The sequence below is a fragment of the Neobacillus bataviensis LMG 21833 genome, assembly GCF_000307875.1.
Classification (GTDB): Bacteria; Bacillota; Bacilli; order Bacillales; family Cytobacillaceae; genus Neobacillus; species Neobacillus bataviensis.
Genome location: NZ_AJLS01000183.1, coordinates 13,759 through 34,873, shown reverse-complemented (window position 1 = coordinate 34,873; position 21,115 = coordinate 13,759). Strand labels below are relative to the sequence as shown.

Here is a 21,115-nt window from a genome sequence, read left to right as displayed (position 1 = left end):
ATTTTATTAGTACGTCATCAACATTGAAAAGGGAGGATTTTTCATGAGTATCGATCTTCAAAAACTAGAGACGTTCCGCGATGAGATTCGTCTAAAGACATTAAAAGAGTTATACAATCTCGGTTTTGGTCATTATGGCGGCAGCTTGTCGATCGTTGAAGCGTTGGCGGTATTATATGGGCAAGTCATGAAGGTGGATGTTAATGACCCAAATTGGGAGGATCGTGATTATTTTATTTTATCAAAAGGTCACGGAGGCCCTGGGTTATATGCCACCTTGGCGGTGAAAGGATTTTTTCCAGAAGAAGTGCTTTATACATTAAACCAAAATGGAACGACGCTCCCTTCCCATCCTGATCGGAATTTAACACCAGGCGTGGATATGACAACCGGTTCTCTAGGTCAAGGAATCTCCGCGGCCGTTGGTGTAGCCCTTTCTCACAAACTATCAGCAAAAGAAAATTATACGTATTGTATAGTGGGCGATGGTGAATTAAATGAGGGCCAGTGCTGGGAAGCGTTCCAATTTGCATCCCATCATAAATTGAATCACCTCTTTGTGTTTATCGATGATAATAAGAAGCAGCTGGATGGCCTTACAAAAGATATTATTGATCCACTAGATTTTGAAGAAAAATTTGCCGCGTTTGGTTTTTATACATTGAAGGTAAACGGCAGTTCATTGGAACAAATCTATGAAGCTATCGAAAAAGGAAAAGCGCAATCGGCTGGACCCGTTGCGATTATTCTAGATACCGTGAAAGGCCAAGGCGTTCCCTACCTGGAGGAAAAGGCCGACAATCATCATATCCGTCCAAATCAAGCTGATGAAGTCGCTATTTTAGACGCCATTGAGGCGTTGGAAAACAAACTTGGAAAGGCTGTGAAATCATGATTCAGGCACCATCCAAAACGTATGAACTAGACAAAATTGAAATGCGGCAAGTGTATGCTAATACGATTCTGGAATTGGCGAAGGAAAATCCCAATGTGATTGCATTAGAAGCAGATTTGATGAGCGCGATTACGACGAATAAAATCATCAAGCAAATTCCCAATCAATTAATCAATTGTGGCATCATGGAAGCCAATATGATGGGGGTTGCGGCAGGCTTATCACTTACAGGCAAAATCCCTTACGTGCATACGTTTGGCCAATTTGCCACACGTCGTGCTTTTGACCAGCTATTTGTGTCAGGAGCCTATGCGAAAACGAATATCAAAATTTTAGGATCTGATGCGGGTGTGACGGCTGAACATAACGGCGGTACACACATGGCCTTTGAAGATCTAGGCCTTGCCCGTCTGATTCCAAACGCTACTGTTTACGAAGTAAGTGATGCGGCCATGCTCAGGTTCCTTCTTAGAAAAATTGAAAAAGAGCATGGAATTCATTACATCCGGACGATTCGAAAGAATGCCGTCAAGCTTTATGACGAGAATGAAGTCTTCGAAGCAGGAAAAGGAAAGGTTCTACGCGATGGCAGCGATGTGACCATCATTGCGAGCGGAATCATGGTAGCAGAATCCTTAAAGGCTGCAGATTTGCTTCACGAACAAGGAGTAGAGGCAGCTGTTATTGATATGTATTCGATTAAGCCGATTGATCAAGAGTTGATCGTGAAATATGCTGAAAAGACAGGTGCAATTGTCACAGCCGAAAACCATAATGTCATCGGCGGCTTAGGCAGCGCCGTGGCTGAGGTTCTTAGCGAACACTGCCCAACAAAAATGAGACGAATCGGTGTCAAAGAACAATTCGGCCAAGTCGGAAAAGCCGAATACCTAAAAGAATTCTACAAACTCACAGCCGGAGATATTGCTGGTGCGGTACGGGAATTGGTTTAGGAAGCAGTGGATGGTTCTCTTGCCTCAGTTTCCTTAACCGAAATAATAAAGGGGTAAGTCCTACTGTGGAAACAGCGAGACTTGCCCCTATTTTGTCGATTGGCAGATGGTTGATCATTCATACATTTTGGGCCGAGGGTGACTTACTCGGCTTGATGACTTGATGAAGACCGTTTTGGTAGTATCCATTCAGGGTTTTGGTCTTCATCTGCTTGATGAAGACCATTTTATTAGTATTTGCTGAGGGTTTTGGTCTTCATCTGCTTGATGAAGACCATTTTACTAGTATTCGCTAAGGGTTTTGGTCTTCATCGGCTTGATGAAGACCATTTTACTTGTATTTGCTCAGCGTTTTGGTCTTCATAAGCATGAAGAAGGATGTTACGACGGAATTTTATCCCCATGTTTCTGTTTCCTACTAAAGCGTGTTGGCCAGAAATAGCCGATAAACGCCCCAACTAAAGCTGGTAACATCCAGCCAAGTCCAATATCGTAGAGTGGTAAAGTATCCATATAGAACGATTTAATGGACTCGAATAAAGGAACAGTCGCTCCTGGCAAGCTGTTGACTAACGTGCTGTAGCCGTCGAAGAAGCTTACACAAAAGGTTAAAAACATGGAAGCTGCATAGACATTCCGCTTATGACCAAATAAAGATGAACCAAGTACTAATAAGATCAGAACAATGGCTAACGGATACAATAGCATTAATACTGGTACCGCGTATTGAATAATATTGCTTAAGCCGAAGTTGGCAATGATCAATGAGACAAGACTCAGTACCAGAACGAAGATTTTATAGCTTACTTTTGGAAAAATACCATGAAAAAACTCGCTGCAAGACGTAATCAGTCCGATGCTAGTTTTTAAACAAGCGAGTACGATAATAATCGCTAATAAAATAGAGCCGAAAGATCCGAAATAATGCTGCGCTACGGCCGCAAAGATCAAACCGCCATTATCGAATGTCCCGATTGCTGATTCGCTCGATGCTCCCATATAGGTAATCAGTCCGTAAATCAGCATCATCAGTACCATGGCGAAAATGCCTGATTTCCATGTTGCTTTCGCGATTGCCTTCGGATCGGTGATGCCTTGTCCTTTAATCGCATGGATGACAACAATCCCAAAGGCAAGGGAGGCGAGCGCGTCCATCGTGTTGTATCCTTCTTTAAAGCCGGTGATAAAAGCCAATTCACTATAGTCACCTGTTGGCTTACCGAAGTGCCCCATCGGTTTAACGATCGCAATGACAATTAAGAGGAATAAAAATACCAAAAACGCTGGGGTTAAATATTTGCCGATATAGTCGATGATTTTCGCCGGATTCAATGAGAAATAATAGACGATAGCAAAAAATACAAAGCTAAAGAGTGCGAGATATAAACTGCCGTGCGCTGGGTTCATATATGGTTCAAAACCGACCACAAAAGGAACCGTCGCTGTCCGTGGAATGGCGAAAAACGGCCCAATGGTTAAATAAAGTGCCATGGCAAAGACGACGCCAAATAGTGGATGAACCCGACCAGCTAGATCACGTAATCCATTACTTCCGGACAAACCAAATGCTAAAATCCCCATAAAAGGCAGGCCAATGGCGGTTACGAGGAACCCAATTAAAGCCGGCCAAAAGTTCGTGCCCGCGAGCTGCCCCATTTGGATGGGGAAGATTAAGTTTCCTGCGCCAAAGAACATTCCGAATAGCATCGTGCCAATGATGGCATAGGTTGAAAATGATATTTTTTGTTGCATTTCTGTGCTCCTTCTAAGATGAATTCCACCTATTTTAACACCTTTTTTGGGAGGAACCAAGGGGATGATTCTTGTGGCATTTTGTTTTTTGGGCAATAGACAAACACAATCAAAGTGAACATGTTTTGAAAATTGTAGACAAGCATCATGCTTGTCTCTCTTTTTTTTGGAAGAGTGGCAAGGGTATCTGAAAAAAATACGTAAATTGTCGGTGCTATATCCTCTAAATGATAGGAAATCCCTCCTAATGATAGATTGCAATCAATATATTTTCCTAATTTTCTTTATATTTCTTTAGTTTCCCTTAACTTCCAATTTACAAACGGGGAGTAGGATTGAATTTGTAAACCAAAATCAAATGAAAAAGGAGTTGTTAAAATGAAACACAAAAAGTTACTAGCAGCATCGCTTGTGACAGTGCTTCTTGGTTCAACGTCAACCTATGCGGCATACACGAAATTGGTCGGTCCGAAAGAAAATGGAACAGCTGTTACCCCTCATGGCTGGACGGTTACGCCACAGGGTTCACAAGTGACGCTTGGTGATTTTCCAATGGGCGGTGTATTAAGCCCTGATCATCGATATCTTCTTGTCTCAAACGATGGACAAGGTGAGCAATCCCTTCAAGTAGTGGATGTTAACACCCAGAAAGTCGTTCAGACCATTCCTTACACATCCCCTGAAGCTCTTTATTTAGGGGTCGCCTTTAGCCCGGACGGAAAAACGGTCTATGCATCAGCGGGCGGTAATAACAAAATCCGCGTCTATGGATTTGAAAACGGAACATTGGCTGAGCGATCTCCAATTATGCTGACAGATCAAAACAAAACCAACTTCTATCCGGCTGGATTATCTGTTTCAAAGGACGGGAAGTTTCTATTAGTAGCAAATAATTTACATCATTCCGTTTCAAAAGTCGATCTTTCCACCAATCAAATTGTAAAAACCACACCTGTTGGCAAAAATCCATACACGGCCGAATTAAGCCATGATGGGAATTCCCTTTATGTCAGCAACTGGGGTGAGAGCAGCATCAGTGTTGTTGATCCGGAAACGCTGGAGATTAAAAGCACCATTCCCGTCGGATTGCATCCAAATGCGATTATTGAAAACACTGCGGACGGCAAACTCTATGTAGCGAATTCCGACAGTGATTCCATTTCCGTCATTGACCCTAACCAACAAAAAGAAATCAAAACGATTTCACTGAGCACCTATAAAAATGCTCCTGCAGGAAATCAGCCAAATGCGCTTGCTTTAAATACAGATGGAAACACGCTTTACGTTACGAACGGTGGAACAAACGATGTAGCCGTTGTGAACCTGCAAAAAGGAGAAGTGACAGGGAGAATTCCTACTGGCTGGTACCCAAGCGGTGTTTACTTAAATGAAGATAAACTCATGGTTCTGAATGCAAAGGGTCTTGGAGCCGGTTCAAACCGGAATGGCGAGTATATTGGAAGTATGATCAAAGGAACGATGTCATTCATCGCTATTCCGGATGAGAAGCAGTTGAAAAAATATACGAAACAAGTAGAAAAGAATAATGAGATTTATAAGCCAACAGGTTTTAGTGCAAGTGATAAATTCCCAATCCCTCGCTTCGAAGGTCAGGCATCACCGATCAAGCATGTCATTTATGTAATCAAGGAAAACCGCACGTATGATCAAGTATTTGGCGATGTGAAAAAAGGAAACGGCGACCCTAGCTTAACGATCTTTGGCAAAGATATTACGCCAAATATCCATCAACTTGCGGATCAATTCGTTTTATTGGACAACTTTTATGCGAATGCGGAAATCAGCGCCCAGGGTCATAACTGGTCTACGGCGGCCCAATCCAATGATTATGTTGAGAAAAATTGGCTTGCCAACTATTCCGGACGTAACCGCGGCTATGATTTTGAAGGGGATAATGAGGCTGCCTATCCTAAAGCAGGATTCCTCTGGTCGAATGCCGCTCGCTCGGGTGTCACTTTTAGAAACTATGGCGAATTCGTTAATTATGACAAAAAGACCGGAAAATATGTGGCGAATGAGCCTAGTATGGGCAATAACTTTGACCCGGACTTTCCTTCCTATGATCTGAAAATTTCCGACCTTACCCGATATGAGGCGTGGGCAGAGGAATTTCAGCAATTTGTAAAAAACGGGAATCTGCCACAGCTGCAAGTCGTTCGTCTGCCTAATGATCATACGCTTGGAACAAAGGTAGGAGAATTAACACCGCAAGCAATGGTCGCGCAAAACGATTATGCACTTGGAAAGCTTGTTGAGATGGTCAGCCATTCTCCATATTGGAAAGACACGGCTATTTTTGTGACAGAGGATGATGCCCAGAATGGATGGGATTCAGTGGATGCCCACCGTACGACATCACTCGTAATCAGCCCGTACACGCAAACAGGCAAGGTGGACAGTACCCTTTATGATACCACTTCCATGCTGCGAACGATGGAAATGATCCTGGGTATGAAGCCAATGACCCAATTCGATGCCTCGGCTGTTCCAATGGTCAATTCGTTCACCCATAAACCAGCCTTTACTCCTTTTAAGGTGATTGAACCAACCTATCCACTTGATCGGAAAAATGGGGTAAACGCGCCAATGGCAAAAGAATCTGCAGAACTAGACTTTACAGGGGTTGATCATGCAAACCCTGAAAAATTAAACAAGATACTGTGGAAAGCGACAAAAGGAGATAAACCATATCCTGGGGACAAAAAGTCTAACTAAATCATGATAAATTGGGTGAAACAAAGCGAAAATAGTAGCACCGCAAGCACCAATACAAGATGGTGCAGGTGGAAACTCTATTCTTTGGATCACCTTTTTTATGTAAGCTCTAATTCATTTATAACTTGAAAAGGTGGTTTATTTTTCCATGAATCGATTTATTGAAGCAGCAATGAAACGGTCGGTTTTAATCCTAACATGTGTCGCTTTGATCATCACATGGGGGGCGATGTCTGCTTTTCAGATGCAGCGTGATTATCTGCCGCCAATTAACAATACGGCTCTTATGGCCACGATTCAAGCCGACCACTATCAAGCCGATCAGGTGAAACAAACGATTGCGGCAAAAGTGGAGGAAGCGGTTCAATCTGTTGATAAGCTTAGCTACATTGAATCCAACTCCTTCGATGGTGGTCTTATGGTAAGCTTTTACTTCCCGAACCATACGGATATGGAAAAGGCAGAAGACGACGTAAAGAAGGCCGTTGGAAAAATCAAATTGCCGGATGATGTGAATACACCTCTCGTTTCACGGGTCAGTACGAACTCTTTTCCCGTCCTGCGGTTGAGTTTGACCAGCGAAAATGTAGATGAAAGTCATTTGCGTACATCGGTTCAAGATAACGTAGTAAATGAATTGAAACGTGTTCCCGGAGTAAGCGAAGTGCGTGTTACAGGTGCAGGCCAATCCGGTTACATAGTGACGCTGCAAGCCGATGCGGTCGAAAAATACCGATTAACCATGAAAGATATCCAAAATGCTCTTTCTTCGATGCATCCGATTTGGCCGCAAGGGACGATAAAAGAAGACGGCGGACCTGAAGGGCGACTATCGATGCCCATCCGCATTACGGGATGGGAGATTAATAGTACCGATCTGAACAACCTTAGTATTCCTACTCCAGACGGGGAAACGGTCGTTTTGCAGGACATCGCCACGATTAAGAGCGGCCTCGTTGACGTACATACGATTTCAAGAACATCGGGAAAGCCAAGTGTTCTTCTTGATGTATTAAAAACACCTTCAGCCAACGTAACCGATGTCACGGAACGAATTAACGAGCGAATCCAGGCCCTTCCTGAAATCAAGGCAAAAGCGGTTGATCTCAGTATCTTACAAGATCAAGGAAATGAAATAAACACTGCTTTAAAAGGGTTAATCAAAGAAGGATTATTAGGAATATTGTTCTCGGTCATCTGTGTATTTGTCTTTTTTAGAAATATCCGTTCCACCCTGATTATCGCCTTGTCATTGCCGGTCTGCCTCCTTGCTGCAACAGCGATTCTGAAAGCGATGGATGTCAGCTTGAATATCTTAACCATTTCTGGATTAATCGTGGCGATGGGGCGAGTGGTTGATGATTCGATTGTCGTGATTGATAATATGTACAGAAAACAAATGGAACGAACGGGCGGCCCGATAACAGCTCATTCATTGGCAGGTGGGGTAGTGGAAATGATTCCCGCTATTGTTTCCTCCACTGCGACTACCGTCGCCGTGTTTCTGCCTATTTCGTTGATTGGTGGGATGATTAGTTCAGCTTTTTCCGGATTTGCTTGGGCCGTTGTGATTGCCCTTGTCACCTCACTGGCTGTTTCGATTTTGGTTGTCCCTGCTTTAGCCTATGTATGCTGGAAAAAACAGCCCATCACGAAGTCCGTTGACATGGAGATGAAAGCGAGAACCGTACTTCAATGGGTCTTTTTTAAGAAAAAAGTAATTGTGATCCTTACCCTAGCGTTATTCGCTATTACAGCTGCTGTAGCTGCTTTTCTGCCAGTGAATTTTTTTCCAAGAGAGCATGCCAATGGTGTGACCATTCAGGTGGAACTTCCTGAACAATCCCTTCTTGCTGATGTGGATGCTGAGGTAAAAAATATTGAAACCATCTTAAAAGATGTCCCTGAGGTTGAGACCTATACGTCTACTCTGGGTTCAACGTTTACGCCAATGTTTGACGATGTGTTTGATGAAGGCGGCGGTTGGGTTCAAAAACAAAATATCGCCAATATATCTGTTGGCATCAAGAAACAAACAGACGCAGACCTATTCGTGAAACAATTGCGGAGCCAGCTTGGGGCGTTATCAACTAATGCGGTCTTTACTGTTGCCAATCAAAATATTGCCGGCGATGATTCGCGCTTAAAGGTGATATTAACTGGGGGAGACCAGCGTGAACTCGATTCAGCTGCGATTTTGGTAAGAAGTAAACTGCAGATGATTCCGGGCTTAAGTGTAGAAGGAACGGCGAATGATGCCAATGAGTCGATGAAGCATTTCCTTGTACTTAATCAGAGCAGTATTCAAGACTTAGGTCTGAATGTCGATGAAATTACGAATCGAATGAACCGCTATTTACCTCAAAATGTAAGAATGGACGTTATCGCTGGAGAGGTGGCGATTCCGATTGAGCTGCAAATGGATACGGCTCAAGGTAGCCTCGTATCGGCTGGCGACCCGAATCCGGAAAAAACAATTCTTTCAAAAATTGGACATGAAACGTTTACGGCCAAGGATGGGTCACAGGTGTCGTTGGCGGAAATTACGACATTAGAGACGAGCAGCCAAACAGTTATCAGTGAACGGGACGGCAGTCCGTTTGCTGCCGTAACTGGGAATATTGTCACACGGGACATTGGCAAGGTAACGAGACAAGTAAACGAAACCATGAACGGGTTGAACCTTCCATCTGGTGTTGATTATTCGCTTGGCGGAATCTCTCAGCAAGTCAAGCAAATGGTAATGGAGATGAGCCTTGCGCTCATATTGTCGCTTGCACTCGTCCTGATGATTGTCAGTGCGGTCTTTCGCGGCTGGCATGCACCGGCTGCTGTATTGATCTGTATTCCGATGGCATTGATTGGGTCTGTTTGGGGCATGGCGATTCTTGGTATGGAATGGAATCTGGCTGCCTTGATTGGCTTGTTGATGCTTGCTGGCATTGCGGTCACTAACGGAATTGTCCTCGTCGATAAAATTGAACGGAATCTTGCTGCAGGGATGGAAGTGAGACAGGCAATCCTTTTCGGAACCGCAACAAGAGTGAGGCCGGTGCTCATGACAGCGGGAACGACGATCCTGACCTTGCTACCTTTAGCGGCTTCAAGTAACGGAAACACACTTGTATCGCAAACCCTCGGGGTTGTCGTTGTCGGCGGGATGATCAGTTCCACGATTATCTGCCTCTTCATCATACCCATTATGTATGAATGGCTGAATGTAAAGAGGAATAAGACAAGAAACCGTCAGCAGCAGGAAAGGAAGCAGGGGACGGTTCTTCTGCTCTAAAGCTGGAGATCCGACCCTGTGGAACTTTCGGAATTTACTCAGGTTTCGGTAACTCAGCCCTTGAAAATGAAGAAAATCCTGAACATATTGAGCCAACAAATAACGAAACGTTTTTGCGTGGCCGCCAGCAAGCGGATGGAAACGGAATGGCGGAGTTCTTGACGGAGTTTCCTGCTGGGTACGAGACGCGGACATTAGGCTTTCTATTGGCACTATTTTGAAAATGCTATTGGGGAAATCCTCCAGATCACATTAGCAATTACCGTGTTCAAATATAATCATATAGCTGTAAAATACTATCGAAAATCATGTAAAATGATGGTGTTGAGCTAGACCCCAAAAAAGAAAGGGAGTTAATAAAATGATTAAAGTTGTATGTAAAGCCAAACTAAAACAAGGTGTAACCGTTGAAGAATATTTAAAAATAGCTAGAGAAGTGATTTCAGAAACCAGAAAAGAAAAAGGCTGTATAACATACACGATTCATGAAGATATCCATGATCCGACCATCCTTACTATGCTTGAAGAATGGGTGAATGAAGAGGCAATAAACCAACACAATCAAAGTGAACATGTTTTGAAAATTGTTCCAGAGCTTCGAAAACTTCGGGAAAGTACAGAAATCAACCTTTATCGAGAAGTAGAATAATGTTCATACCATTTGTTTCTAACTGCGATTTTGAAAAATATGAGGTGAAATAGACGATGATTAAAGGGATTAATCACAAAGGATTTCATGTAGTAGATATGGAACGATCATTGGATTTTTATTGTAATAAGCTTGGTTTTAAGAAAGCGTTTGAATTGAATGATCCAAATGGCGAACCGTGGATTGTGTATGTGAAAGTGGCTGACGGGTGTTTCATTGAATTATTTTACGGGGGCACCGGGGGAGCTAGAGATAGAGCGGAGCATATTTGTTTCGAAGTAGATAATATCCAAGAAACGGCGGATCAATTAAAGAAAAAGGGAGTCCCTTTAGAAGTAGAGATTTCTCAAGGAATGGCTTTGAACTATCAATTTTGGATAGTAGATCCCGATGGAAATTGGCTCGAGTTTATGGAGATGAACCCTGAATCCCCACATATGAGAAGTTAAGAAAGGAACATTTATCTTGAAATTTGAAACAGTTCGTTGGGGCATTATGGGTATATCTTGATTTTTCAATAAAAAGCACACGAGATTTCAATTATGAAATAACGTGTGCTTTTTGGTGTCTAAGAATTATTGTTTAAATCTTGCTTCTTCCCTGAGGAAAAAATAAAGCGAGAGAACCGTCCCCTGCTCTACTACTAAAATACACCCGTCCAAAGGAATGTAAGGATTGTCCTTTAACTGAAGACCCGCCCCCTTGCTTCCCTCAAGAGACTTCATTATAATAAATTTAAAATAATTCTAATTATTCTATTATTTAAGCCCTTTTTTTAAGAATAGAGGGGGGAGTCTATTGTGATTGAGTCCGTTAGAAAAGCTTGTCAAATTATAAGCTGTTTTTCAAATGAAGATCCTGCCTTGGGGATTGGAACGATTGCAGATAAACTAGGCATGAATGTGAGTACTGCCCATCACATCGTCTCCACATTATGTGATGAAGGGGTATTGATGAAGGATAATCGGAAAAAATATCGGCTTGGCTGGAAATTACTAGAGTGGAATAATCATGTGATGTTTCAGCAAGATGTTTACGAAAAAGCGATGCCATTGGTAAAGGAATTGATCAATCGATTTAGAGGAACTGTCCATATTGCCATGTTTGATAAAGGGACTGTTGTCTTTGTTTTAAGGGTAAATTCCCAGGAATCGACACCCATCCAAACGTACATCGGGTCAAGGAAACCAGCCTATGCTACGAGCTCTGGAAAGGTTTTGCTTGCGTACAATCCAATATTTCTACAAGAGACTATTAATCGGGGGTTGTCATATGAGGCCCCCAATACCATTACAGATATTCATCAGTTAAAAAAAGAGCTAGCGGAGATTCGGAAACATGGCTACTCTATCAGCAATAATGAAAATTCAGATGGCATGTATGGGATTGCAGCACCGATTTTTTCCTATTCTGGCGACATACTGGCGGCAGTTAATTTAGTCGGACCCACTTCCTATATGCAAGGCAGTAATCGAGACATGATCATCCAAAGTGTCAGAAATACGGCGCAGTCCATCTCAAAAGAATTAGGGTATATTGAAATTTAATCCGCGCCATTCCACAACATTTTATGGAGGTGTTCTTTATTATAAAGCATACGGACCCCAAGACATTTGAGGCAGAATTCTTAAGTTTTGTAAACAATTATGTGAAAAAGCAGGGTGGGAAAGGTCCTAAAAGTGCCGAAGTTCGATTTATGGGTGATACGATCGTTTATTTCCTCCGCGGCATATTAACAGAACGAGAAAGAAAGCTCATTCAAAGCCCAGAGGGAAAAAGGGTCGTGATAGAGTCAAGAAGAGTATTTTTAGACATGGATAAAGAACATCGAATTGCTAAGTTTGAGGAATTTCTTGGATGCAGGGTGCTCGAAAACTATGAATCTTGGAATTTGGAAAATGACTCAGCAACAGCCGTATTATTATTGGAAAAAAATATGTGGAAAAGCTCCTAAAAGTTTTTATTTACAATATGCGGAATATTCGGTATTATAATGATTACAACAAACGTATACAGTTGCTCCTGTATATCCATAAGCCATGCCTAGCAATGGGTGGTCTTTAAAGAAGGCAAACCATAGCTGTTCTAGATTGTTCCGATAGGAATGGTCTGTGCAGTTATGGTTTTTTTGTTGTCCAGCTCCAGCGCCCTAGCGGCTAGTGTCCTTCGCTCTCCGCCCTACGATAAGTCAACATCGGGCAGCGAAGCTCACCGTGTTTCCTTTATCTCAGTTGGAGTGCTCCAGGTCATACGCCGCTGACCAGGGCGTTTACGCTTTTCTTGTTGTTTAAAATCTTAAAAGGAGAAAAAGTAGATGACGAATCATGTCCTTGTAGAAAGAAATGTAGTGTTTGGTAAGACGGAAAAGGAATATTTAACGGCGGATCTGTATAAGCCATCACTGATAGTGGAAGATTTGTCGGTTTTAGTATTGATTCATGGCGGTGCCTTTCAAACGGGTTCGAAAGAAATGTATAAAGACTGGGGGGAAAAGCTTGCCGGGGAGGGGTATTTCGTAATGGCAATTAACTACAGGCTGGCCACTTCCTCCTATTCTACCTATCCAGGCGCTTTAGAAGATGTAGAGATGGCTATGAATTGGCTGGTTTTTCAAGCGAATGAAAGGGGGTTAGATGTTGGCAAGATTGGTCTTATCGGGGATTCAGCCGGTGCCTACTTAGCTGCACTTTTCGCGTTAAAGGTTCGGCCATTTAGTTATAAGATCTGTTCTGTTATTGGTGTGTATGGCGTCTATGATCTAGTAGCGGAGTGTCTACATCCCGTTCGGGAGCGGAAAAATAATATGTTTGAAAAATTACTTGGATTACCCTTTAAGGAAAATGAAAGGGCTTTCGCTGGGGCTTCACCAGTTACGTATATTGACGAGGCAGTCACCAGCCCAACATTTGATACCAACTTTTATCTCATTTGGGGTGGGAAAGATCAGATCCTGAATCCTTCACAATCACACGTCTTCTATGAAAAATTAACAGAAGCAAACATTGAGGTAGAGGTCACGGAAATAGAGGATAAAGGTCATTTCTGGTTTAATCAATTACCTGGAATTGAGGGAGGCACCATTACTGATTATCCAAACCATCTTCTTTATCCTAAAATCATTTCTTTTCTTAAGAATACCGTTCAACAGAGTCATAGGGTGAATTTTTCCAAGAGGCAAATCGAAGTATTAGCTCAATTTGAAAATTTACCATTAATCAATTAAAACAGGAGGTCATGTGTAATGAAAAATAATGCCTATGTAGCCGTCGAAAATCAGCCATCCAAACGGGGATCTGCTGAAACGAAACCATTGAGTAAAATAACTATCTTAGTCACCGTTATTTGTTGGCTGACTATTTTTATTGAAGGCTATGACCTAGTTGTTTACGGGGCGGTCCTTCCATCCCTTATGGATCCAAGTGAATGGGGCTTGTCCGCCACACAGGCAGGGGCAATGGGAAGCTATGCCCTATTGGGGATGTTTGTTGGGTCGTCTGTCGGCGGTGTTTTATCAGATAAATTTGGAAGAAAACTAGTGTTACTTCTGTCCTTAGTATTATTGTCCATCATGATGATGTTGTCGGCTTTGGCCAATTCGCCAGAAAGTTTTGCTGTGTTCCGTTTTATTGCTGGATTAGGAATAGGGGGAATTGTTCCGGCTGCATCGGCCTTAACCACGGAATATTCACCGGCAAAATATCGTTCGTTAGTCTATGTATTAATGTATACCGGTTTTGCTTTTGGCGGAGTAGCGGCAGCGGTTTCCGGCATGCTGTTCATTGCACCTTTCGGCTGGAGATTTTTATTTTGGCTGGGTACGATCCCAGTTCTAATCGTCCCGTTTGCCATGAAGTATTTGCCAGAGTCGATCAAATTTTTACAGGCATCCAATCAGCAATCGAAAGCCCAAAAGCTGATGGAAAAACATCAGTTGGCAGAGGAAGCGGCCGGTGAAGAGGAAGTGGCAGGGAAATCGAATAGTTTGGTTAGTATTTTTTCAAAAAAATATCTGACCTCCACCTTGTTATTCAGTTTCATTTATATCTTGGCATTTCTCCTCATTTACGGCATGAATACGTGGCTGCCGAAAATTATGCAACAAGCAGGTTATCCGATGAAATCGAGTTTGGCATTTTTACTTATCTTTAATCTGGCCGCTATTTTCGGTGGAATTATAGCAGGAGCAGCAGCGGACCGGATTCGTCCGAAAAAAGTCATTTGCTTTACCTATTTTTTAGCCGCATTAAGTATCGCCCTGCTTAGTATCAAGTTCAATATCGTGATTATGTATTTGCTTATTGCGGTCGCAGGGTTTGGAACCACGGGCACAACTTTTGTCCTGGCGAGTTATGTGATGAAACACTATAATTCCCAGAATCGTGCCACTGCCATTGGGATCTCTTCCGCCATCGGACGTTTCGGTGCAGTTGCCGGGCCAATCCTTGTTGGAATCATTTTAAGCATGGGTGTAGGCTTCCAATTTAATTTTTATTTGTTTGCCATAATAGCCGTTATAGCTTCCGTAGTGATTTTGTTCGTACCGACAAATCAATCGAATCAGCAATCATAAATATTTTTAAAAAATTCAACTAATTTCACATTATGAAAAAACTCAATTTTACTGAAAGCGCTTTTTCACTATATTGGTATTAGAAACTTAGTAGACTTCAAGGGTTATAGACCTCCTGACGATTTACTAAGAAAAATAATAAATTGGAGGAATTATAAATGGCTACGATGACAAAATTAAATGCTTTTAACTTAGTAAAATGGATTGAAGAAAATAAGGATCAACTCAAGCCGCCAGTAAATAATAAGGTGCTTTGGGAGGACTCCGAATTTATCTGTATGATTCTTGGCGGGCCGAACAAACGCCGTGATTTCCACGTCGATCCTTCAGATGAATTCTTTTATCAAATTAAAGGCGATTGCTATGTCGAGGTCATTAATAATGGCAAACGTGAAGTTGTAACGGTGAAGGAAGGAGAAGTATTTATGCTGCCGGCAAATGTGCCGCATTCCCCGCACCGTGTAGCAGATACTTACGGCTTGGTAATTGAACGGAAGCGTGCCACAGGAGAACTGGAAGATTTCGTTTGGTTCTGTGATAACTGTGATAAGGAAATGCACCGGAAGAGTGTGCAGCTGACTAATATAGAAACGCAAGTAAAAGGAGCGATTGAAGAATTCAATAGCAGCCAAGATCTTCGTACATGTGAAAGCTGCGGCCACGTAATGTCAGAAGAAGTAGGGTTATGGAAATGAGAGTAGATTTTCATACACATATCATTCCCGAAGACATTCCAAACTTCGCCCAAAAATTTGGCGGCGAACGCTGGCCGACGCTGGAGAAAACATGTTCCTGCGGCGCGAACATCATGGTCGCCGGGAAAGTGTTCCGTGAAGTAACGGACCAGGTATGGAGTCCGGAAAAAAGAATCGCGGATATGGATAAAGAAGGTGTTGATATCCAAGTTTTGTCGCCGATTCCTGTGACGTTCTCTTATTGGGCCGAACCGGAAGCGGCAGAAGAAATGTCGAAAATTCAAAATGATTTTATCGCAGATACCGTGAAAAAGTATCCGGACCGCTTTATCGGCCTTGGAACGGTTCCATTACAGGATGTAGAGGTTTCGATTCGCGAAATGGATCGCTGTATTCATGAGCTTGGCTTAAAAGGCATTGAAATCGGGACGAATATCAACGGTAAAAACTTGGATGATCCTGCTTTTACAAAGTTCTTCGAAATGGCGGAAAAATGGGAAGTACCATTGTTTATTCATCCGTGGGAAACGTTAGGCAGAGAACGGATGCCGCGCCATAATTTCATGTACACCGTTGGCATGCCAAGTGAAACGGCTTTGGCTGCTGCCAGCCTAATCTGCGGCGGTGTGATGGAGAAATTCCCAGGATTAAAGATTTGTTTCGCCCATGGCGGCGGGTCTTTCCCATATATCCTACCGCGCTTGGATCAGGGGTGGAAAGTATGGCCGGAATTACGCCAAATCAGCAATCCGCCAAGCCATTATGCGAAAAACTTTTACTTTGATTCTTTAAATTATGATCCGTTAAACATTAAATATTTAGTTGAACGTTTTGGCCATGAAAAAGTGGTAATGGGTTCGGATTATCCGTTTTTATTAAGGGAAATTCCGCCTGGAAAGGTCATTGATGACACGATTGAACTGACGGAAGAACAAAAACAGGACATGTTAGGCAAAAATGCACTTGCCTTTTTAAATATTGAAATAAAGGAAGAGATCAAATCATGAATACACCAGAGGAAAAGCTAGCGGAATTAGGACTGGAGTTACCCGCTTTACGTCCAGCACATGGAGGCTACGTAGCTTGTGTGAGAACCGGGAATTTGTTGTTCACTGCCGGTCAGGGCGTCGACCAATACCACGGGAAACTGGGCCGGGATTTAACGGTCGAAGAAGGCTATTTAGCCGCACAGCAATCGATGTTGAACCTTTTAAGTGTGGTGAAAAATGAACTGGGTGAACTAAGTAAGGTCAAGCAGTTCGTCAAAGTGCTCGGAATGGTCAATAGTACGGAAGAGTTTACCGACCAGCCGAAAGTCATGAACGGCGCATCTGATCTACTTTTGAAAGTGTTTGGCGAAAAAGGAAAGCATGGCCGTTCAGCAGTGGGAATGGCCCAATTACCGAACAACACGGCAATTGAAATTGAACTGATTCTGGAAGTCGAGGAATAGGAGGAACGGATGTGGCAAAAGAATTAGTGGCTGAAAATACCATCATTCAAGATGCGAAGCTTTTTATCAATGGGGAGTATCGGGACGCACTCTCAGGGGAAACGTTTGATTCCCTGAATCCTGCAACAAATCGAAAGCATGCTTCGGTTGCCAATGGCGGCCAAGAGGATGCAAAGCTAGCGATTGACGTTGCCCAGCGCACATTTGTGAGCGGCGTTTGGAGTAACATGCCTGTTGAAGAAAGATCAAAGATCCTTTGCCGGATGGCCGATTTAATTATGGAAAATGTCGATCGGCTGGCACTAGTTGAAACATTAGATGTCGGAAAGCCGATAAAGGAAAGCCGCGGTTTTGATATTCCTCGCGCTGCCCAAAACTTCCGCTTTTTCGCTGAGATGGCCAAATACATGGTCCATGAGCATTTTGATATGAGCAATCACATGTCCTATGTCCAGTATGCGCCTGCGGGTGTGACAAGTTTAATCATTCCGTGGAATCTGCCGTTTATGCAAATGACGTGGAAAGCTTCAGCTGCTTTGGCAGCAGGAAACACTGTCGTGATTAAACCGGCATCTTATACACCATTAAGTGCCGTCTTGCTTGGTGAGATTGCCAATGAAGCCGGTTTGCCACCTGGCGTACTGAATATTATCACTGGCCCAGGAGGTTCAGTGGGGACTGTAATGGCATCCCATCCATCCGTTCGCAGAATTTCGTTTGTCGGTGAGTCCAATACCGGAAAAACAGTGATGCGCAATGCCGCTGAAAACCTAATCCCTGTTTCCTTAGAACTTGGAGGCAAATCGGCAAATATTGTTTTTGAAGATGCTGATTTAGATGAAGCCGTTACCGGTTCAATTGAGGCGATATACCGCAACCAAGGTGAAATTTGTTTAGCCGGTTCGCGCATCCTTGTTCAAGAAGGTATTTACGATCAATTCCTAGATAAGTTTGTTGCGGCCGTGAAGAAAATAAAAGTCGGTGATCCGACAGACGAATCGACGGATATGGGCGCGCTCGTATCAAAAGGCCATTTACAATCTGTTGATGAATACGTACAAATCGGGCTTGCGGAGGGTGCAAAATTGGCCCATGGCGGTAAGCGGGCCCCGGGTCTCACAGAAGGAAACTTCTATGAGCCGACTGTTCTTTATGATGTAAATAATAAAATGCGCGTTGCCCAGGAAGAAATCTTCGGACCTGTACCGGTGATCATTCCATTTAAAACGGAAGAAGAGGCAATTCAAATTGCCAATGATTCCATCTATGGCTTGGCAGGTGTTGTGTGGACAAATGATTTAAGACGCGCAAACCGCGTGACATCACAAGTTCACTCCGGCTTATTATGGGTGAATTGCTGGTATGTCCGAGACTTACGCACACCATTTGGCGGAGCTAAAGCGAGCGGCATCGGCCGTGAAGGCGGACGCCATAGTTTTGATTTCTATACAGAAGCGAAAACCATTACGATGAAAAAATAAAGCAATAAACAAAAGGTGACATGCTCACCTTTTGTTTATTTTGAATGAGGAGGATATTCTGGTGGGAGTACGAACGATTGAGTATGCACATGAACTATTGAAAGCGGAAGAAACGCGGCAAGCGGTTCAAGCCTTGACGGATCGCGATGAACAGTTAACGGTGAAGGATGCCTATCAAATCCAATTGGAAGCGGTCAATGTAAAGCTAGCCCAAGGGAAAAAGGTTATTGGAAAAAAGGTAGGGTTAACAAGTGCAGCTATGCAAAAAATGCTGAACGTGAATGAACCGGATTATGGCCATTTGTTAGATGATATGCGTGTGGAGAATGGCGCAACGGTAAAGGCCGATTCGATGATCTCGCCTAAGATTGAAGCGGAAATCGGTTTTGTTCTTGCAGAGGATTTAGTCGGACCGAATGTTACCTATTTAGACGTGGTGATGGCAACCAAATATGTGGTGCCGACACTCGAAATTATCGATAGCCGGGTAGAAGACTGGAAAATCAAATTAATTGATACAGTGGCCGATAATGGTTCTTCTGCTAAAGTGGTCGTGGGCGATAACTATACAGCGCTCGATGGTGTGGACTTACGTACAGCTGGCATGTCTCTATTTAAAAATAATGAACTTCTTGCAACAGGAGCGGGTGCGGCGGCACTTGGCCATCCGGCACACGCGATTGCTTGGCTCGCCAATAAATTACATGAATTCGGAATTACTTTGAAAAAAGATGAATTAATTTTACCAGGAGCATTATCCGGCGCCGTACCGGTTGCTGCCGGGGACACCATTGAAGCGAAGTTTGGTGCACTTGGGTCGGTAACGGTTCATTTCGAATAATGCAATCCGGCTGATATGCGTAAATCGGTAACAGCACCATGGGAGAAAATAAATAAAGTGAGGGCATAAAGGATGACTCTACTAACAAATAAAAACAAAGAAATTATTGAGTATTTGTATGCGGCAGAGCGTGATGTACGGGAAGTCATTAAAGTGACGGACGAATATCCGGAATTGACCGTAAAGGATGCGTATGAATTACAGGACGGTTTACTGGCACGCAAATTAGTGGAGGCTGGCACGAAAACGGTCGGTGTGAAGTTAGGTTTAACAAGCAAAGCGAAACAAGTCATGATGGGCGTCAATGAAGCCATTTATGGTTATTTACATAACGATATGCTCGCTTTTGAATGGGAAGCTATTCGCTATTCAGAGTTGATTCATCCAAAGGTGGAACCTGAGATTGCTTTTTTACTAGGAAAAGACTTACAGGGTGAAAACATAACGGAAGAAGATGTCTTAGATGCAACCCAATATGTGGCGCCTGCACTTGAGGTGATTGACAGCCGTTATAAAGATTTCCGCTTTACCTTAGTGGATGTCGTTGCGGACAATTGTTCTTCCGCTAAATTTGTCGTGGGGAGTAAATGGATTTCACCAAGCACGCTAGATTTAGGAAACGTCGGCATGGTGATGTCCAAAAATGGCGAAGTGGCTCAAACCGGTTCGAGCGCAGCCGTTTTAGGCCATCCGGCTACAGCTATTGCTTGGGCGGTTAACGAACTGGGAGCCCGCGGCAAAGGACTAAAAAAGGGAGATATCATCCTGAGCGGCGCGATCACCGAAGCCATCGCATTTAAGCCCGGAGATTCGGTGATTGCCAATTTTGAAGGCTTAGGCAGTGTATCCATGTATTGTAAGTGAGTGAAAAGGTAAGAAGAGGTGCTACCCACAGTGGCATCTCTTCTTTACATTCAAATATAGATTGTCCCCTTTTTAAGATGGTTAATCGATCTGTTTTTGATTTTCTTCTTTCTTCTAATTCAACATATCTGGTGGAGTTTTTTATTATTATTCGCTATGATAAAAGGTAAAATACGAATTATCTAGCGGTAATAAAGTTGATAAGGTGGATCATGATGAGAGAGAAAAATAATGTTGAAGATGGAAGGCATTTACGGTCGATCATAACTCGAAATAAAATTATTAAGGCTTCACACTTCATTTTTTCACGAGAAGGTTTTAGAAATACAACAGTTAAACAAATTATGGAACAAGCAAATATAGGATATGGGACTTTCTATGGTCATTTTAAAGGCAAAGATGACCTATTTATCGTGTTAATGGAAGATGTTATGAATAAATTTTTTGAAATTGCAAATACCCCATTTTTTCCAATAACTAGAGACGAAGCGAAAGAGATTATTTTAACTCAAGTATTAAATTTCTTGCAAATAGCAGAAACAGAAAGGGAGATAATGAAGGTTTTTTCAGAGGCTATTGGGCTTTCAACCATAGTGAATGAAAAATGGGAGGAAATTAGACTAAGATTTATTCAAAGTATCACAAAAGATATTACCTATGCTCAATTTAAAGGATTGGCTCGAACAGATCTAAAGGCAGAAATTGTGGCGCGAAGCTGGTTTTTCTCTAACGAAAACTATCAATGGGAGATTGTTTTTCATAAAAATAGTTTTTCACTTGATGAAATTGCTTCTACCTTAACCACTATGTATGTTGACGCTATCTACTTGTAAAGTAATAATATACGCACCAAAATCAAAATTTTTTGGTGTGCAACAATTCCGACATTAAGTCGAATTTATTATAGACATCACGTCGGAAATAAATTATAATCGAG

The 21,115-nt window shown here is 42.7% G+C and carries 18 protein-coding genes; 17 read left to right on the top strand and 1 reads right to left on the bottom strand.

Going from position 1 to position 21,115, the window contains the following annotated elements:
* Positions 1–43: 43 nt before the first annotated feature.
* Together BABA_RS24920 and BABA_RS24915 are read left to right on the top strand one after the other, a co-directional pair.
* The gene (locus tag BABA_RS24920; protein ID WP_007088051.1) at positions 44–895 is read left to right on the top strand and encodes a transketolase; all 852 of its coding nucleotides are present in this window, start codon (positions 44–46) and stop codon (positions 893–895) included.
* Positions 892–1,848, top strand: coding sequence for a transketolase family protein (locus BABA_RS24915; protein ID WP_007088050.1), 957 nt, complete (start codon positions 892–894; stop codon positions 1,846–1,848). The genes BABA_RS24920 and BABA_RS24915 overlap by 4 nt, the downstream gene beginning before the upstream one ends.
* A 381-nt stretch (positions 1,849–2,229) precedes the next feature.
* Here the strand turns inward: BABA_RS24915 and brnQ are convergent, their stop codons facing one another.
* Positions 2,230–3,600, bottom strand: coding sequence for a branched-chain amino acid transport system II carrier protein (gene brnQ / locus BABA_RS24910; protein ID WP_007088049.1), 1,371 nt, complete (start codon positions 3,598–3,600; stop codon positions 2,230–2,232).
* A gap of 378 nt (positions 3,601–3,978) precedes the next feature.
* Here brnQ and BABA_RS24905 point away from each other — a divergent pair, with 378 nt between their 5' ends.
* From BABA_RS24905 to BABA_RS24835, 15 genes are all read left to right on the top strand, one after another.
* On the top strand, positions 3,979–6,336 hold the full coding sequence (locus BABA_RS24905) for a bifunctional YncE family protein/alkaline phosphatase family protein (RefSeq protein WP_007088048.1): 2,358 nt from the start codon (positions 3,979–3,981) through the stop codon (positions 6,334–6,336).
* Between the two features lie 148 nt (positions 6,337–6,484).
* On the top strand, positions 6,485–9,625 hold the full coding sequence (locus BABA_RS24900; protein WP_007088047.1) for an efflux RND transporter permease subunit: 3,141 nt from the start codon (positions 6,485–6,487) through the stop codon (positions 9,623–9,625).
* 361 nt (positions 9,626–9,986) lie between these two features.
* Positions 9,987–10,274, top strand: coding sequence for a putative quinol monooxygenase (locus tag BABA_RS24895; protein ID WP_007088046.1), 288 nt, complete (start codon positions 9,987–9,989; stop codon positions 10,272–10,274).
* A 56-nt stretch (positions 10,275–10,330) separates the two neighbouring features.
* Positions 10,331–10,723 (top strand): VOC family protein, encoded by a 393-nt coding sequence (locus BABA_RS24890; protein WP_007088045.1) that lies wholly within the window; start codon positions 10,331–10,333, stop codon positions 10,721–10,723.
* A gap of 351 nt (positions 10,724–11,074) precedes the next feature.
* On the top strand, positions 11,075–11,821 hold the full coding sequence (locus BABA_RS24885) for an IclR family transcriptional regulator (protein ID WP_007088044.1): 747 nt from the start codon (positions 11,075–11,077) through the stop codon (positions 11,819–11,821).
* A gap of 23 nt (positions 11,822–11,844) precedes the next feature.
* Positions 11,845–12,228: a Na-translocating system protein MpsC family protein gene (locus tag BABA_RS24880; protein ID WP_157273261.1), complete on the top strand. Its 384-nt coding sequence runs from the start codon at positions 11,845–11,847 to the stop codon at positions 12,226–12,228.
* Between the two features lie 360 nt (positions 12,229–12,588).
* On the top strand, positions 12,589–13,497 hold the full coding sequence (locus tag BABA_RS24875; protein WP_007088042.1) for an alpha/beta hydrolase: 909 nt from the start codon (positions 12,589–12,591) through the stop codon (positions 13,495–13,497).
* Between the two features lie 18 nt (positions 13,498–13,515).
* The gene (locus tag BABA_RS24870; RefSeq protein WP_007088041.1) at positions 13,516–14,844 is read left to right on the top strand and encodes an MFS transporter; all 1,329 of its coding nucleotides are present in this window, start codon (positions 13,516–13,518) and stop codon (positions 14,842–14,844) included.
* Positions 14,845–15,002: 158 nt separating this feature from the next.
* Positions 15,003–15,539: a 3-hydroxyanthranilate 3,4-dioxygenase gene (locus tag BABA_RS24865; protein WP_007088040.1), complete on the top strand. Its 537-nt coding sequence runs from the start codon at positions 15,003–15,005 to the stop codon at positions 15,537–15,539.
* Complete coding sequence (locus BABA_RS24860; RefSeq protein WP_007088039.1) at positions 15,530–16,546, top strand: amidohydrolase family protein; 1,017 nt, start codon at positions 15,530–15,532, stop codon at positions 16,544–16,546. Before BABA_RS24865 ends, BABA_RS24860 begins: the two co-directional genes overlap by 10 nt.
* A complete protein-coding gene (locus BABA_RS24855; protein ID WP_007088038.1) occupies positions 16,543–16,992 on the top strand; it encodes a RidA family protein in 450 nt (149 codons plus the stop codon). Before BABA_RS24860 ends, BABA_RS24855 begins: the two co-directional genes overlap by 4 nt.
* An 11-nt stretch (positions 16,993–17,003) precedes the next feature.
* Positions 17,004–18,473, top strand: coding sequence for an aldehyde dehydrogenase (locus tag BABA_RS24850; protein ID WP_007088037.1), 1,470 nt, complete (start codon positions 17,004–17,006; stop codon positions 18,471–18,473).
* Positions 18,474–18,534: 61 nt separating this feature from the next.
* Positions 18,535–19,314 (top strand): 2-keto-4-pentenoate hydratase, encoded by a 780-nt coding sequence (locus tag BABA_RS24845; RefSeq protein WP_007088036.1) that lies wholly within the window; start codon positions 18,535–18,537, stop codon positions 19,312–19,314.
* 72 nt (positions 19,315–19,386) lie between these two features.
* Positions 19,387–20,178: a 2-keto-4-pentenoate hydratase gene (locus tag BABA_RS24840; protein ID WP_007088035.1), complete on the top strand. Its 792-nt coding sequence runs from the start codon at positions 19,387–19,389 to the stop codon at positions 20,176–20,178.
* Between the two features lie 215 nt (positions 20,179–20,393).
* Positions 20,394–21,011: a TetR/AcrR family transcriptional regulator gene (locus tag BABA_RS24835; RefSeq protein ID WP_007088034.1), complete on the top strand. Its 618-nt coding sequence runs from the start codon at positions 20,394–20,396 to the stop codon at positions 21,009–21,011.
* Positions 21,012–21,115 lie beyond the last annotated feature (104 nt).